Annotated in this window: 13 protein-coding genes; 5 read left to right on the top strand and 8 right to left on the bottom strand. The window is 69.7% G+C overall.

The window, feature by feature from the left end:
- Nucleotides 1-38: 38 nt before the first annotated feature.
- From GCU53_RS14545 to GCU53_RS14535, 3 genes are all read left to right on the top strand, one after another.
- Complete coding sequence (locus tag GCU53_RS14545; protein WP_244307186.1) at nt 39-1,091, top strand: glycerophosphodiester phosphodiesterase; 1,053 nt, start codon at nt 39-41, stop codon at nt 1,089-1,091.
- Nucleotides 1,092-1,202: 111 nt separating this feature from the next.
- On the top strand, nt 1,203-2,594 hold the full coding sequence (locus GCU53_RS14540) for a DUF2868 domain-containing protein (RefSeq protein ID WP_152388248.1): 1,392 nt from the start codon (nt 1,203-1,205) through the stop codon (nt 2,592-2,594).
- On the top strand, nt 2,587-3,954 hold the full coding sequence (locus tag GCU53_RS14535) for a GTPase/DUF3482 domain-containing protein (protein WP_167520074.1): 1,368 nt from the start codon (nt 2,587-2,589) through the stop codon (nt 3,952-3,954). Before GCU53_RS14540 ends, GCU53_RS14535 begins: the two co-directional genes overlap by 8 nt.
- 321 nt (nt 3,955-4,275) lie before the next feature.
- Here GCU53_RS14535 and GCU53_RS14525 read toward each other — a convergent pair whose 3' ends face one another.
- From GCU53_RS14525 to GCU53_RS14515, 3 genes are all read right to left on the bottom strand, one after another.
- Entirely contained in the window at nt 4,276-5,070 is a 795-nt protein-coding gene (locus GCU53_RS14525) for a thymidylate synthase (RefSeq protein WP_152388247.1), read from the bottom strand.
- A 111-nt stretch (nt 5,071-5,181) separates the two neighbouring features.
- Nucleotides 5,182-6,009 carry a prolipoprotein diacylglyceryl transferase gene (lgt, locus tag GCU53_RS14520; RefSeq protein WP_152388246.1) on the bottom strand — a complete coding sequence of 276 codons (828 nt, stop codon included), beginning with the start codon at nt 6,007-6,009 and terminating at the stop codon, nt 5,182-5,184.
- Nucleotides 6,010-6,020: 11 nt separating this feature from the next.
- Complete coding sequence (locus tag GCU53_RS14515) at nt 6,021-6,803, bottom strand: sulfite exporter TauE/SafE family protein (protein ID WP_152388245.1); 783 nt, start codon at nt 6,801-6,803, stop codon at nt 6,021-6,023.
- 126 nt (nt 6,804-6,929) lie between these two features.
- Between GCU53_RS14515 and GCU53_RS14510 the strand changes: the two genes are divergently transcribed.
- Nucleotides 6,930-7,679, top strand: a complete 750-nt coding sequence (locus GCU53_RS14510) for an NRDE family protein (RefSeq protein ID WP_152388244.1) — start codon at nt 6,930-6,932, stop codon at nt 7,677-7,679.
- A gap of 59 nt (nt 7,680-7,738) precedes the next feature.
- On the opposite strand, the gene GCU53_RS14505 is transcribed toward GCU53_RS14510, so the two are convergent.
- The 3 genes from GCU53_RS14505 to GCU53_RS14495 all read right to left on the bottom strand — a co-directional run bounded on the left by GCU53_RS14505 (nt 7,739) and on the right by GCU53_RS14495 (nt 11,617).
- Nucleotides 7,739-8,773, bottom strand: coding sequence for a GGDEF domain-containing protein (locus GCU53_RS14505; RefSeq protein WP_152388243.1), 1,035 nt, complete (start codon nt 8,771-8,773; stop codon nt 7,739-7,741).
- A gap of 61 nt (nt 8,774-8,834) precedes the next feature.
- The gene (ptsP, locus tag GCU53_RS14500) at nt 8,835-11,114 is read right to left on the bottom strand and encodes a phosphoenolpyruvate--protein phosphotransferase (protein ID WP_152388242.1); all 2,280 of its coding nucleotides are present in this window, start codon (nt 11,112-11,114) and stop codon (nt 8,835-8,837) included.
- Nucleotides 11,115-11,137: 23 nt separating this feature from the next.
- Nucleotides 11,138-11,617: an RNA pyrophosphohydrolase gene (locus tag GCU53_RS14495; protein ID WP_131338394.1), complete on the bottom strand. Its 480-nt coding sequence runs from the start codon at nt 11,615-11,617 to the stop codon at nt 11,138-11,140.
- 168 nt (nt 11,618-11,785) lie between these two features.
- Between GCU53_RS14495 and GCU53_RS14490 the strand changes: the two genes are divergently transcribed.
- Nucleotides 11,786-12,439 (top strand): histidinol-phosphatase, encoded by a 654-nt coding sequence (locus GCU53_RS14490; RefSeq protein WP_152388241.1) that lies wholly within the window; start codon nt 11,786-11,788, stop codon nt 12,437-12,439.
- Between the two features lie 57 nt (nt 12,440-12,496).
- Here GCU53_RS14490 and GCU53_RS14485 read toward each other — a convergent pair whose 3' ends face one another.
- Complete coding sequence (locus tag GCU53_RS14485; protein WP_152388240.1) at nt 12,497-12,964, bottom strand: DUF2269 family protein; 468 nt, start codon at nt 12,962-12,964, stop codon at nt 12,497-12,499.
- A complete protein-coding gene (locus GCU53_RS14480) occupies nt 12,961-14,226 on the bottom strand; it encodes an SDR family oxidoreductase (RefSeq protein WP_152388239.1) in 1,266 nt (421 codons plus the stop codon). Before GCU53_RS14480 ends, GCU53_RS14485 begins: the two co-directional genes overlap by 4 nt.
- Between the last annotated feature and the right edge of the window lie 125 nt (nt 14,227-14,351).

Here is a 14,351-nt window from a genome sequence, read left to right as displayed (position 1 = left end):
TGTCCTGCTGCTGGCTCGCCGCCAGCCCCCTGCTGCTGATGCCCCTCGTGGCCTGCGCCGCCTCGGAGCCGCAGGCAGCGCAGCCCCGGGCCGACGAGCCCGGGCCGCTGGTCATCGCCCACCGCGGCGCCAGCGGCTACCTGCCTGAGCACACCCTGGCCGCCTACGCGCTGGCGGTGCTGCAGGGTGCCGACTACGTCGAGCCGGACCTGGTGATGACCCGGGATGGCCACTTGGTCGCCCGCCACGACAACCAGCTCGACCTGACCACCGACGTCGCCGCGCACCCCGAGTTCGCCGAGCGCCGGCGCACCAGGAGCGTCGACGGCGTCGAGCTGACCGGCTGGTTCAGCGAGGACTTCAGCCTGGCGGAGATCAAGACCCTGCGCGTCATCGAGCGCATCCCGGCGACTCGCCCCGGCAACGCCCGCCTGGACAAGTCCCTCGAGGTGCCCACCCTGCAGGAGATCATCGACCTGGTGAAGAGCCTGGAGAAGAGCCAGGGACGGCGCATCGGCCTGTACCCGGAGACCAAGCACCCGACCCACTTCCAGCACCTCGGCCTGGCCATGGAGGAGCCGCTGGTGGAGATCCTCCGCCGCAACGGCTACCACAGCCGCCACGCGCCGGTGTACATCCAGTCCTTCGAGGTGGAGAACCTCAAGACCCTGCGCCGGCTGACCCCGCTGCGCCTGGTCCAGCTGTTCGGCTCCGGCCTGCCCTACGACCAGCAAGTGATCGGCAGCGCCCTGAGCTACGCGCAGATGGCCACCCCGGCCGGGCTGCAGGCCATCGCCGCCTACGCCGACGGCGTCGGCCCGGACAAGGGCTACATCATTCCGCGCGACGCCAACGGCAACCTGGGCAGCCCCAGCGATTTCGTGCCCAACGCCCATGCCGCCGGCCTCGCGGTGCATCCCTACACCTTCCGCGCGGAGAACAACTTCCTGCCGCTCGCGCTGCGCAGCAGCGGCAACCCCACCGAGCGCGGCGATCTCGAAGCGGAAATCCGCGCCTTCCTCGATGCCGGTATCGACGGCCTGTTCAGCGATCATCCGGACATCGCCCTGCGCCTGCGCGAGCAGCCGTAATCCCCTGCCGGGTGCGCCAGGCGCACCCGGTACGCTCGTATCGACTTGCCCGCGGCCGAGCCTGAACGGTTATCCTCATTGGCAGCAACCGAACCGCCATCGAGAGACCGCGTGAGTACTCCATCGACCGATTTCCACCGCCTCTGGTTGACCGAAACCATCCGTCTGCGCGAAGAGTTCGCCGGCCCGCTGGAGGACGCCGAGGCCAACCGCCGCGCCCGCGCCGCCGGGGGCGATCTCACCCGACGCATCCAGACCCGCGCCCTGTGGCTGGCCGAACGCGACGGCCTGCTCACCGCCCTGCGCCACTGGCGCCAAGGTGGCGGCCTGGCACTGGCCGCCCTGCTGGCCTTCGCCCTGGCCGGCGGCGCCGGCATGGCCCTGGCCGCCCTCGGCACCGACCAGAAAGGCCCGGTCAACGTGTTCTGGGCCCTGGGCAGCCTGCTCGGCCTGCACCTTCTGACCCTCTGCGGCTGGCTGCTCGGCCTGCTCTTCGCCGGCGACAGCGGCGGCGTGCTCGGCCGCCTGTGGCTGTGGCTCAGCGAGAAGTTCGCCCGCGACGCCCGGGCGGCGCAGCTGGCCCCGGCGCTGCTGCTCCTGCTGCAGCGTCGGCACCTCGGTCTCTGGGGGCTGGGGCTTCTGGTCCACGGCTTCTGGCTGCTCGCCCTGGGCAGCGCGCTGGTCACCCTGCTGGCGCTGCTGTCGACCCGCAGCTACGGCTTCTACTGGGAGACCACCCTGCTCGACGGCGACACCTTCGTCGCCCTGACCCAGGGCCTCGGCGCCCTGCCGGCGCTGCTCGGCTTCAGCCTGCCGGATGCAGCCACCATCCGCGCCAGCGCCGACCAGGCGCTGAGCGCCGAGGCCGCGCGCCAGGCCTGGGCCGGCTGGCTGCTCGGCGTGCTGCTGGTCTACGGCCTGCTGCCGCGCCTGCTGCTCGCCCTGCTCTGCCTGGGCTGCTGGCTCTCCGGTCGCGCCCGTCTGGTCCTGGACCTGTCGCTGCCCGGCTATCGCCTGCTCGCCGAGCGCCTGCAGCCGTCCAGCGAGCGCATCGGCGTCTGCGACGCCGCGCCCGCGGTCATGCCCGGGATCCCGGCCAGCGCCCTAGGCAGTCTGGTCGAGGGCACCCCTGCCCAACTGGTAGCGATCGAGCTGGACGAGAGCCGCCCCTGGCCGCCGGTGCTGACCGGCGCGGTCGGCGATGCCGGCATCCTCGACAGCCGCGAACAGCGCCGGCGGCTGCTCGAGCGCTTCGCCGAACAGCCGCCGGCGCGCCTGGCGGTGGCCGTCGACCCGCTGCGCTCGCCGGACCGCGGCACCCTGGCACTGCTCGGCGAACTGTCGCGCAGCGCCGGGCAGACGCGCGTCTGGCTGCTGCCGCCGCCGCCCGGCGAGGAACTGAACGCGGAGCGCCTGGATGACTGGCGCATCGCCCTCAACCAGCTGGGTCTGCCCCACGGCAGCGACAGCCCGCTGGCCTGGCTGGAGACCGGACATGACTGAGCCGTTGAAACTCGCCGTGGTCGGCCATACCAACGTCGGCAAGACCTCGCTGCTGCGTACCCTGACCCGCGACACCGGCTTCGGCGAGGTGTCACACCGGCCGAGCACCACCCGCCACGTCGAGGGCGCCCGCCTGTCGGTGGACGGCGAACCGCTGCTCGAGCTGTACGACACCCCCGGCCTGGAAGACGCCATCGCCCTGCTCGAGCACATCGAGCGCCTGGAGCGGCCCGGCGAGCGCCTCGACGGCCCGGCGCGGATCGCCCGCTTCCTCGGCGGCGCCGAGGCGCGCCAGCGCTTCGAGCAGGAGGCCAAGGTGCTGCGCCAGCTGCTCGGCTCGGCCGCCGGGCTCTACGTGATCGACGCCCGCGAACCGGTGCTGGCCAAGTACCGCGACGAGCTCGAGGTGCTCGCCGCCTGCGGCCGGCCGCTGCTGCCGGTACTGAACTTCGTCGGCCGCGCCGGCACCCGCGAGGACGCCTGGCGCGCCGCCCTGGCCCGCCTCGGCCTGCACGCCATGGTGCGCTTCGACACCGTGGCGCCGCCGCAGGACGGCGAGCGACGCCTCTACGAAAGCCTGGCCCTGCTGCTGGAGTCGGCCCGTCCGCAGCTGGAGCGGCTGGTCCGCGCCCACGAGGCGCAGGCCGCCGCGCGCCTGGACAGCGGCAACCGGCTGATCGCCGAGCTCCTGATCGACGTCGCCGCCTGCCGGCGTCGCGTCGAGGCCCGTGCCGAGCTGGAGCAGGAGGCCATCCGCGAGCTGCACGAGGCCGTGCGCCAGCGCGAGCAGCGCTGCGTCGAGGCCCTGCTGCGCCTCTACGCCTTCCGCCCGGAGGACGCTTCCGCCGCCGACCTGCCGCTGCTCGACGGGCGCTGGGGCGACGACCTGTTCAACCCGGAAACCCTGCGCCAGCTCGGCGTGAAGATCGGCGGCGGGATGGCCGCGGGCGCGGCGGCCGGCGCCGGGGTCGACCTGCTGGTCGGCGGCCTGACCCTGGGTGCCGCCGCACTGATCGGCGCGCTGGCCGGCGGCGGCGCGCAGACCGCCCGCCACTACGGCAACCGCCTCATGGGGAAATTGCGCGGCGAGCGCGAGCTGACCGTGGACGACGCCGTGCTGCGCCTGCTCGCCCTGCGCCAGCGCCAGCTGCTCAAGGCCCTCGCCGCCCGCGGCCACGCCGCGCAGCACGCGATCCGGCTGGATACCCCGGAGGACAAGGGCTGGCGTGAAGGCCGGCTGCCCGAGGCGCTCGGCAAGGCCCGTGCCCATCCCGAGTGGTCGTCGCTCAACCCGGGGCGACGGCGCGAGCAGCCCGAGCGCCAGGAGCAGATCCGGGCGCTGGCCGCGGAGCTGGGTTAGGGCCTGTTGACGTTTTGGCGTAGGCCGCGACGGAGGCCCGTTTGGCGCAGAACAAGGAACGAGGAGAGAAGTTTGGTCATTCCAAATGAACGACGAGCGACGCCGTGCTGCGCCAAACGGGCCCCGTCCCTGCGGGTGGGGCCGCCGAGGCTGCGCGGCAAATGCCGCCATGCGGCGTTGCGGGTCTTGGCAAGGGAATGACCGTTGCCGGCGACCCGCGCCTTGCCGAACGCGGCCCGGCCTGGCGGCATTTGGCGCGGCAACGCGGCTCACGCCAAAACGTCAACAGGCCCTGGTGCTCCTGCTGCCAGCGGGTCGGGCTCAGACCGCCACCGGCGCCTTGATGTGCGGGTGGGACTGGTAGCCGACCAGCTCGAAGTCCTCGAAGCGGAAGGCGAACAGGTCCTTCACGTCGGGGTTGAGTTGCATGGCCGGCAGCGGCAACGGTTCGCGGGAGAGCTGCAGGTCGGCCTGCTCGAGGTGGTTGGCGTAGAGGTGGCAGTCGCCGCCGGTCCAGATGAACTCGCCAGGTGCAAGACCCGTGACCTGCGCCACCATCAGGGTCAGCAGCGCGTAGCTGGCGATGTTGAAGGGCACGCCGAGGAAGATGTCCGCCGAGCGTTGATAGAGCTGGCAGGACAGCCGGCCCTCGGCCACGTAGAACTGGAACAGCGCATGGCACGGCGGCAGCTTCATCTCGTCGATCAGCGCCGGGTTCCAGGCCGAGACGATCAGCCGGCGCGAGTCCGGGTTCTTGCGGATCATGTCCACGACATTGGCGATCTGGTCGATATGCCGGCCGTCCGGCGCCGGCCAGCTGCGCCACTGGTAGCCGTAGACCGGGCCGAGGTCGCCGTTCGCGTCGGCCCACTCGTCCCAGATGCGCACGCCGTTGTCCTTCAGGTAACGGATGTTGGTGTCGCCCTGCAGAAACCACAGCAGCTCGTGGATGATGGACTTGAGGTGGCACTTCTTGGTGGTGACCAGCGGAAAGCCGTCGGCCAGGTCGAAGCGCATCTGGTGGCCGAAGACCGAGTAGGTCCCGGTGCCGGTGCGGTCGCTCTTGAAGGTGCCGTGCTCGCGCACCAGGCGCATCAGGTCGAGGTACTGTTTCATGGGAGGCTCGGGGACACGGGACGGGGCATGGTAAGAGGCCAGCCGGCCCGGCTCAAGCGCCGGGCCCATGGCGCAGGGTGGAAAACGACCGCAGGTCTTTTCCGACACTGCCTATGGCGGTGGAAAATCGCTGCGCGAATTTTCTACTCTGCCGGGTACGTGACGGCGGTAGGCCCAGGCCATCATACCGGCGCCGCCGAGGATCATCGGCAGGCAAAGCAGCTGACCCATGGTCAGCCAGCCGAAGGCGAGGTAGCCGAGCTGGGCATCCGGCACCCGGACGAACTCGACGATGAAGCGGAAGATGCCGTAGCAGACGGCGAACAGTCCGGATACCGCCATGGTCGGCCGTGGCTTGCGCGAGTAGAACCAGAGGATGGTGAACAGCGCCACGCCCTCCAGGGCGAACTGGTAGAGCTGCGAGGGATGGCGCGGCAGCTGCGCCGGATCGGTGGGGAAGATCATCGCCCAGGGCAGGTCGGTGGCCTTGCCCCACAGCTCGGCGTTGATGAAGTTGCCGATCCGCCCGGCGCCCAGGCCGATCGGCACCAGCGGGGCGATGAAGTCCATCAGCTCGAAGAAGCCCTTGCCGTTGCGCCGGGCGAAGATCCAGCTGCACAGGAGCACGCCGAGCAGCCCGCCGTGGAAGGACATGCCGCCCCGCCACACCTGCAGGATCAGGCTCGGATCGTTCAGGTAGGCTGCCAGATCGTAGAACAGCACGTAGCCGAGGCGGCCGCCGGCGATCACCCCCAGGGCGACCCAGAACACCAGGTCGGAGAGCTTCTCGCGGCTCCACTCCGGAGCGAAGCCGGCCAGGCGGCGCGCCGCCAGAAACCAGGCGCCGCCGATGCCGACCAGGTACATCAGGCCGTACCAGTGCACCTTGAGCGGGCCGATGGCGACAGCCACGGGGTCGATTTGCGGATAGGGCAGCATCCGGGGTCTCCTCAGAACAGGAAATACAGGCCGACGCCGAACAGCTGCAGGGCGAACAGGCGCTTGAGCAGGCGCGGCGGCAGACGATGCGCCAGATGGGCGCCGAGCCGGGCGAAGAACATGCTGGTGGCGGCGATGCCGAGCATTGCCGGCAGGTAGACGAAGCCCAGGCTCCAGGCCGGCAGATGGGCTTCATTCCAGCCGACGATCATGAAGCTCAGCGCGCTGCACAGGGCGATCGGCAGGCCGCAGGCCGCCGAGGTCGCCACCGCCTGCGGCATCGGCACGCTGCGCCAGGTCAGGAAGGGCACGGTGAGCGAGCCGCCGCCGATGCCGAAGATCGCCGAGGCCCAGCCGATCACCACGCCGGCGAGGCTCAGGCCGCGCTTGCCGGGCACCTCGCGGCGAGCCTTGGGCTTGAGGTCAAGGCCCATCTGGGCGGCCATGGCGATGGCGAACACGCCGATGATCTTCTGCAGCATCGGCCCCTGGATCGCCGCGGCGGTCAGGCTGCCGAGCACCGCGCCGACGAGGATGCCGACCGTCAGCCAGACGAAGAGCGGCCAGAGCACCGCGCCCCGGCTGTGATGGGCGAGCACCGAGTTGATCGAGGTGAAGACGATGGTGGCCAGCGAGGTGCCTACCGCCAGGTGGGTCAGCACGGACGGATCGAAACCCTGGGCGGTGAAGCTGAACACCAGCACCGGCACTATGATCAGCCCGCCGCCGATGCCGAACAGGCCGGCCAGCACGCCGGCCGCTGCTCCCAGCGGCAGATACAGCAGAAACTCCATCGCTCTCCCCCTCTTGGGCAAAGGCGGCATGGTACCGGAATTGACCGGGCGATGAGGGATTTGCCACCCTTGCCCGGCTCTGGTATCGCCGCTAGCCTCCGCCCATCGCCACCGACAGGAAATGCCATGTGCCTGATCGTTTTCGCCTGGCGCCCCGGCCATGCCACCCCCCTGCTGCTGGCCGCCAACCGCGACGAGTTCTACGCCCGTCCCAGCCTGCCCCTGGCCGCCTGGCCGGAGGCGCCGGGCGTACATGCCGGACGCGATCTGACGGCTGGCGGCACCTGGCTGGGCGTCGGCCCCGGCGGGCGCGTCGCCGCAGTGACCAACATTCGCGATCCGCGCCAGCCGCTCGGCCGGCGCAGTCGCGGCGAGCTGCCGGCGGGCTTTCTGCTCGGCGATCTGTCGCCCGAGGCCTACCTGGCGCAGGTGGCGGAACGGGCGCGGGACTATACCGGCTTCAACCTGCTGGTCGGCACGCACGAGGAGCTCTGGTACTACCACGCCCGGGAAACGGCGCCGCGCTGCCTGCCGGCAGGTCTCTATGGTATCTCCAACGCCGGCCTGGACACGCCCTGGCCGAAGCTGCGCCGCGCCAAGGCGGCCCTGGCCGGGTGCCTGGAAGCGCCGCGGGCGGATTGTCTGCTGGCGGCGGTGCAGGACAGGCGGCCGGCGGCGGACGCGGAGCTGCCGGATACTGGTGTCGGCCTGGTCCGAGAGCGCCTGCTCTCGAGCGTGTTCATCGCCAGTCCGGACTATGGCACCTGCTCGAGCAGCGCACTGATCGTCGCGGCGGGCGGCGCCCGGCAGCTGGTCGAGCGCAGTTTCGGCCCTGGCGGCAGCCGCCTCGGCGAGGTACGGCTCGTCCTCCCGTGATGCGTGCGGTGGATTGGCCGGCCACCCCCGGAGACTGGATCGACCGGGCGAACCGGGCGCTAGCAGACCACGATACAGTCCCGTTGCCGCTTAGCCTGGTAGAGTGCCGCATCCAGGCGGCGGAACAGCTCGACCGGCTCCTCCCCCGCGCCCATCGCCGCTACGGCGAAACTGGCGGTGAGCGGCATCGGCAAGGCGGCATCGGTCCGCCGCAGGCTCAGGCGCAGGCGCCCCGCCAGTGCCCGGGCCGCCTCCGCCCCGCTGTCCGGCAGCAGCACGACGAACTCCTCCCCGCCCCAGCGGGCGAAGCAGTCCACGTCCCGCAGGTCCTGGCGCACCGCCTGCGCCACCGCGACCAGCACCCGGTCTCCGGCCGGATGGCCGAGGGTGTCGTTGATCCGCTTGAAATGGTCGAGGTCGAACATCAGCAGCGCACAGGGATGGCCATGCCGTTGCAGACGCTGCCACTCGACCTGCAGCTGCCTCTCGAGGCAGCGCCGGTTGGCGATCTGGGTGAGCGGATCGGTCTCGCTGAGACGCAGGGCCTGCGCGGCCTGCTCGGCCAGGGCCTGGTTGGCCTGGCGCAAGGCCTCGGTGCGTGCCGCCACCAGATCCTCGAGGGCCTGATTGAGCGCCAGCAGCTCCCGGTTCTTCTGCTGCAGGGCCAGTTCGGCCAGCTTGCGTTCGTGTATGTTGCGGTGCGCGCCGATCATCCGGGTCGGCCGGCCCTGCCCGTCGAACTCGACGAAGCGGCCGTGATCGCTGATCCACAGGTAGTCGCCATTGGCACAGCGGCAGCGGTATTCCTCGGCGTAGACCGCCTGCGTCCCGTCCAGATAGGCCTGAAAGCCGCGCATGACCCGCTCGAAGTCCTCCGGGTGGATCACCTGGTGCCAGGTCAGGACGTTCTCCGGCAGGCTGTCCACGGCATAGCCGAGCATGGCGTACCAGCCCGGGCTGCGCCTGACGCGATCGGTGCGGATGTCCCAGTCCCAGATACCGTCGCTGACGATTTCCAGCGCGAAGCGCAAGGTCCGCGCGACGGCCTCGTGGCTCGCACCGTAGACGCTGTCGCCAACCTCGAGCTTGTCCATAAGCCTCACTCCGGGCTTGTCGCCAATTCCACCGTCGGCCAGGCGGCTGCCGGCCTGCCGCTCAGCCCTGCAGCGACGCCACCGGGTTGATCACCCGGCCGAGGCCGAGGCTGCGCAGGGCCAGTTGCAGGGTGCTGTGGATGACCTGCGGGTTGTCGATGGCCATCAACTGGTCGAGCAGCTCGCGGGCCTTGGCCAGGGTGATCTGGCGCAGCAGCCACTTGACCTTGGGCAGGTTGGTGGCGTTCATCGACAGGCTGTCGAAGCCCATCGCCATCAGCAGCACCGCCGCCGAGGGGTCGCCGGCCATCTCGCCGCAGATGCTCACCGGCTTGCCTTCGCCATGGGCGTCCTGCACCACCTTGTGGAGCGCCTGCAGCACCGCCGGGTGCAGGTAGTCGTAGAGGTCGGCGACCCGCGGGTTGTTGCGGTCCACCGCCAGCAGGTACTGGGTCAGGTCGTTGGAGCCGACCGAGAGGAAGTCCACCAGGCGCGCCAGCTCGCGGGTCTGGTAGACCGCCGCGGGTATCTCCACCATCACCCCCACCGGCGGCATCGGCACGTCGGTGCCCTCGTCGCGGACCTCGCCCCAGGCGCGGTGGATCAGGTGCAGCGCCTCGTCCAGCTCGTGGATCGAGGAGATCATCGGCAACAGGATGCGCAGGTTGTTCAGGCCCTCGCTGGCCTTGAGCATGGCGCGCACCTGCACCAGGAAGATCTCCGGGTGGTCGAGGGTGACGCGGATGCCGCGCCAGCCGAGGAAGGGGTTGCTTTCCTTGATCGGGAAGTACGACAGCGACTTGTCGCCGCCGATGTCCAGGGTGCGCATGGTCACCGGCAGCGGGTGGAAGGCGGACAACTGGTCGCGGTAGATCGCCAGCTGCTCCTTCTCGCTGGGGAAGCGCTCGTTGTTCATGAACGGCACTTCGGTGCGGTACAGCCCCACCCCCTCGGCACCGCGCTCCTGGGCGCGGGCGACGTCGGCCAGCAGGCCGGTGTTGACCCACAGCGGCAGGCGATGACCGTCGAGGGTCTCGCAGGGCAGCTCGCGCAGGGCGTCGAGGCCCTGGGTCAACTGGCGCTCCTCCTCGACCAGCTCGGCGAACTGCTGGCGCAGCAGCTCGCTGGGATTGGTGTAGACCTCGCCGTGGTAGCCGTCGACGATCAGGTCGATGCCGTCCATCTTCGAATAGGGCAGATCGACGATTCCCATCACCGTGGGGATGCCCATGGCGCGGGCGAGGATCGCCACGTGGGAGTTGCCCGAGCCCTGCACCGAGACCAGGCCGACCAGCTTGCCTTCGGGCAGCTCGCCGAGCATCGCCGGGCTCAGCTCCTCGCTGACCAGGATGGTGTTGTCCGAATAGACCATGGTCTGCTGGCGGGCCTGCTGCAGGTAGGCGAGCAGGCGCCGGCCGAGGTCCTTGACGTCGGAGGCGCGCTCGCGCAGGTAGGCGTCGTCCATCAGCTCGAAGCGCTTGATGTGCTCGTTGACCACCTGGCGCAGGGCGCCCTGGGCCCACTGGCCGGTCTTGATCACCCGCTGCACCTCGCAGCCCAGGGAGGCATCGTCGAGCATCATCAGGTAGACGTCGAACAGCGCGCGCTCTTCCGGGCGCAACTGGGTGGCCAGTTTGGCGGACAGCGCGCGGATGTCGGCGCGCACCGACTCCAGGGCGCTGTGGAACAGTTCCAGTTCGGCCTTGACGTCCTCCGTCACCCTGTCCGGCACCACCTCCAGGTCGGCCGGCGGCAGCACCACCACGGCCTTGCCGACGGCGACGCCCGGCGCGGCCGGCACGCCGACGAAGCGCGCCTCCTGGATGCCCTTGCCCTGCCGGCCGAGGCCGCGGATCGAGCCGGTGGCTTCGGCATGGGCGATGACGCCGGCGAGCTGTGCGCTCATGGTCACCAGGAAGGCCTCCTCGCCCTCGTCGAACTCGCGGCGCTCCTTCTGCTGGACGACCAGCACGCCCATCACCCGGCGGTGGTGGATAATCGGGGCGCCGAGGAAGGAGGCGTAGCGTTCCTCGCCGGTCTCGGCGAAGTAGCGGTAACGCGGGTGGGCGGCGGCGTTCTCCAGGTTGAGCGGCTCCTCGCGGGTGCCGACCAAGCCCACCAGGCCCTCGTTGGAGGCCATGCTGACCTTGCCGATCGAGCGCTTGTTGAGCCCTTCGGTGGCCATCAGCACGAAGCGGTTGGTCTCCGGGTCGAGCAGGTAGACCGAGCACACCTGGCTGCCCATGGCCTCCTTGACGCGACGCACGATGATGCCCAGTGCCGTCTTGAGATCCTTGGCGGCATTCACTTCCTGGACGATCTTGCGCAGCGTGTTGAGCATGGCCCGCCTTGAGCTCCGTCTGATCAGTCCCGTGCCAGCAGGCGCGGTGCGAGTTCTTTCAGCGCACGCCGGTAGACCTCGCGCTTGAAGGCGACCACCTGGCCCAGCGGGTACCAGTAGCTAACCCAGCGCCAGCCATCGAATTCCGGCTTGCCGGTGAGATCCATGCGCACACGTTGCTCGTCGGAAAGCAGGCGCAGGAGGAACCACTTCTGCTTCTGGCCGATGCACAGCGGCTGGCTGTGCGAGCGCACCAGGCGCTGCGGCAGGCGGTAGCGCAACCAGCCACGGGTACAGGCGAGGATCTGCACATCCTGTTGCTCCAGTCCGACCTCCTCGTTGAGCTCGCGGAACAGTGCCTCCTCCGGCGATTCCCGTGCATCGATGCCACCCTGGGGGAATTGCCAGGCATCCTGGTTGATCCGCCGTGCCCAGAGCACCTGACCAATATCATTGGTCAGGATGATGCCGACATTGGGGCGAAAACCATCGGGGTCGATCACGGCAATGAACCTTGCAAACGCATGTGCTCGCATTGTTCCACAAAAAGGTTCGCGCCAGAAGCGGGCTGGACAAGGGGGGAGAGCGCCAGCGGCGCTCCTGCTTTTTTTGCCGTGGAACCGTTATGCTTCGCCGCACTCCGATTCCCCTTCCCTGACCGAGGTTCTAGCGTGCGTCTGGCTCTATTCGATCTCGACAACACCCTGCTGGCCGGTGACAGCGACCATGCCTGGGGCGACTGGCTCTGCGAGCGCGGCATCCTCGACGGCGAAAGCCACAAGGCACGCAACGATGCCTTCTACCAGGACTACCTGGCCGGGCGGCTGAACATCGCCGATTACCTGAACTTCAACCTGGAGATCCTCGGCCGCACCGAAATGGCCCTGCTCGAAGCATGGCACCAGGAATTCATGCGTGATCGCATCGAGCCGATCATCCTGGCCAAGGGCCAGGACCTGATCGAGCGGCACCATGCCCAGGGCGACAAGGTGATCATCATCACCGCCACCAATCGCTTCGTCACCGGGCCGATTGCCCGCCGCCTGGGGGTCGACACCCTGCTCGCCACCGAGTGCGAAATGGCCGACGATCGCTACACAGGCCGCTCCACCGATGTGCCCTGCTTCAAGGAAGGCAAGGTCCACCGCCTCGAGCGCTGGCTGGCGGAAACCGGCCATTCGCTGGAAGGCAGCTACTTCTACAGCGACTCCCACAACGACCTGCCGCTGCTCGAGTGGGTCAGTCATCCGGTGGCGGTCGATCCCGATCCGACCCTGCGCGAAGAAGCCGAGCGGCGCGGCTGGCCGGTGATATCCCTGCGCTGAGCGGACGACCGCCCGAGTCCAACGGCGCCTGTGGGCGCCGTTTTCGTGGGTGGGAGTTCAGACCGGCTTGAGCACCATCAGGAAGAAGATCACCACGAAGACGCCGAACGCCGGCCAGCCGAGGGCGAACCACCAGGCCATGTAGCGTTCGGCACAGGCGGGCAGCGGCGCCCCTTCGCGCTCGGCCTGCACGGCCATATCGCGCACGCGGATCTGCAGCCAGACCACCGGCAGCCAGCACAGCCCGGCCAGCACGTACAGCCCGAGGGTCACCAGCAGCCAGGTCTGGCTCAGCGGCCAGCCGGCCAGATACACCATGGCCGCACCGCTGAGCGGCTGGAGCAACGCGGTGGGTGTGGTGAACAGCCAGTCGGCGGTGACCAGGTGGCGGAAGGTGGTGGCGATGGTCGCCACCTGTCCGCTCTTCCACGCGCGCCAGGCGTAGTAGGCCGAGCCCAGGCCGGTGCCGAACAGCAGGGTGGAAGACAGGATGTGCAGCGCCTTCAGCAGCAGATAGACGCTCATGGCAAGCTCCGTGCGTGGACGGGCTGCAGCCACAGCAGCCAGAGACTGACGGCCAGCAGCACCAGGTTCTTGCCGACGCCCTGGAAGGGGTCGAACCAGTAATGCGGCAACAGCCAGGTGATGAGAGCGGTGTAGCCCAGCATCAGGACGAGCTGCGCCTGCAGCGCACGCCGGCGCCAGCGCGGCAGTAGCAGGCCGAGGCCGAGCAGCGCATCGAACAGGGCGCCGCCAGTCACCGCCAGGCGTGCCGGCCAGCCGGTAATGCCGGCCTCGGCGAGGATGCGCAGCCCCCAGTCGAAGCCGGGGCCGAGACAGACCAGTGCGGTGCCCAGCCAGATCACCACCAACAGCGCCAGCAGCAGCGGCTGCAGGATCAGGCGCACGCTGTCCGCGGCGGACGGCCAGTCGTGCAGACGCGCCTCGAGCGGCAGGCAGCGGTAACCGCAGGCGCCCGCCAGCGGCTCGGACGAGGCCAGATTGTCGCGCCGGGCGAGCTTCAGGGTCTGGTGGTTCAGGGCGCGCCAGCCGAAGCGTTCGCCCAGTGCTGCACCGAATACGGCCAGCGGCCGCGGCAGTACCCAGTAGCGTCCCGGCCCCCAGCCCTGAGCGGCACGCAGCCGGTCCAGCAGCTGGCCCTGGGTCATGGCTTCGGGACCGACCAGCGCCAGGCTGCACGGCCGCTCCGGCCAACGCTGCAACAGGGCCAGCACCGCGGCACAGAAATCCTCGATATGCAGCGGCTGCAGACCGGCACGGTTGTCCAGCAGCGGAATCAGCGGCCAGGGCGACAGGCTCTGCAGCCACCGGCTGCTGGCGGCACCGGGACCGAGGACCAGGGACGGACGCAGCACCACGGCAGGAATGCCGAGCCCGAGCAGGTAGTGATCGGCCGCGGCCTTGCTGGCCAGAAAGTCGGTATCCGCGCCCTCCTCCGCACCCAGGGCGGAGATCTGCAACACCCGCGCGCCATGGGCCGCCGCCAAGTCGAACAGTGCGCAGGCGCCGCGATGCTGGACCTGCTGCAACTGGGCGCGATCCGTCGACAGCAGGCCCGCAGCATTGATCACCAGCTCGACTCCCTCGGGCCAGGCGAAGGCCTGCGGATCGCGGGCCAGCTTGGCCAGATCGAGCCGGCACCAGTCGCCCGGCGCCGCAGGATCGGGCCGCCGCGCGCAGGCCAGCACCTGATGGCCGACCGCCCGCAGCGAGGCATGCAGGTGGCGGCCGATGAAGCCGCCGGCACCGACCAGCAGGATGCGCATCAGCACGGCGCCCGAAGCCGGGCTCGGCGACTGGGATTCTGTCGAGGGGGCATGGCGATCACCTCCCTGCAAGCGGCCAGCAGCCGGCGAAATAGCCTGTAGCCACTAGATCGCCCAGCCAGTGT

Origin of the sequence: Azotobacter salinestris, assembly GCF_009363155.1 — a bacterium.
Lineage (GTDB): Bacteria > Pseudomonadota > Gammaproteobacteria > Pseudomonadales > Pseudomonadaceae > Azotobacter > Azotobacter salinestris.
The sequence above is the reverse complement of the archived record's forward strand: the minus strand, read 5'-3'. Positions and strand labels throughout refer to the sequence as shown.

Bases quoted from the DNA above. Each gene is read 5' to 3' on its own strand.
- GCU53_RS14525 (WP_152388247.1), bottom strand. From the start codon at position 5,070: ATGAAACAGTACCTCGACCTGATGCGCCTGGTGCGCGAGCACGGCACC.
- GCU53_RS14515 (WP_152388245.1), bottom strand. From the start codon at position 6,803: ATGGAGTTTCTGCTGTATCTGCCGCTGGGAGCAGCGGCCGGCGTGCTG.
- GCU53_RS14535 (WP_167520074.1), top strand. From the start codon at position 2,587: ATGACTGAGCCGTTGAAACTCGCCGTGGTCGGCCATACCAACGTCGGC.
- GCU53_RS14505 (WP_152388243.1), bottom strand. From the start codon at position 8,773: ATGGACAAGCTCGAGGTTGGCGACAGCGTCTACGGTGCGAGCCACGAG.
- GCU53_RS14545 (WP_244307186.1), top strand. From the start codon at position 39: ATGCCCCTCGTGGCCTGCGCCGCCTCGGAGCCGCAGGCAGCGCAGCCC.
- GCU53_RS14480 (WP_152388239.1), bottom strand. From the start codon at position 14,226: ATGCGCATCCTGCTGGTCGGTGCCGGCGGCTTCATCGGCCGCCACCTG.
- ptsP (WP_152388242.1), bottom strand. From the start codon at position 11,114: ATGCTCAACACGCTGCGCAAGATCGTCCAGGAAGTGAATGCCGCCAAG.
- GCU53_RS14485 (WP_152388240.1), bottom strand. From the start codon at position 12,964: ATGAGCGTCTATCTGCTGCTGAAGGCGCTGCACATCCTGTCTTCCACC.
- lgt (WP_152388246.1), bottom strand. From the start codon at position 6,009: ATGCTGCCCTATCCGCAAATCGACCCCGTGGCTGTCGCCATCGGCCCG.
- GCU53_RS14510 (WP_152388244.1), top strand. From the start codon at position 6,930: ATGTGCCTGATCGTTTTCGCCTGGCGCCCCGGCCATGCCACCCCCCTG.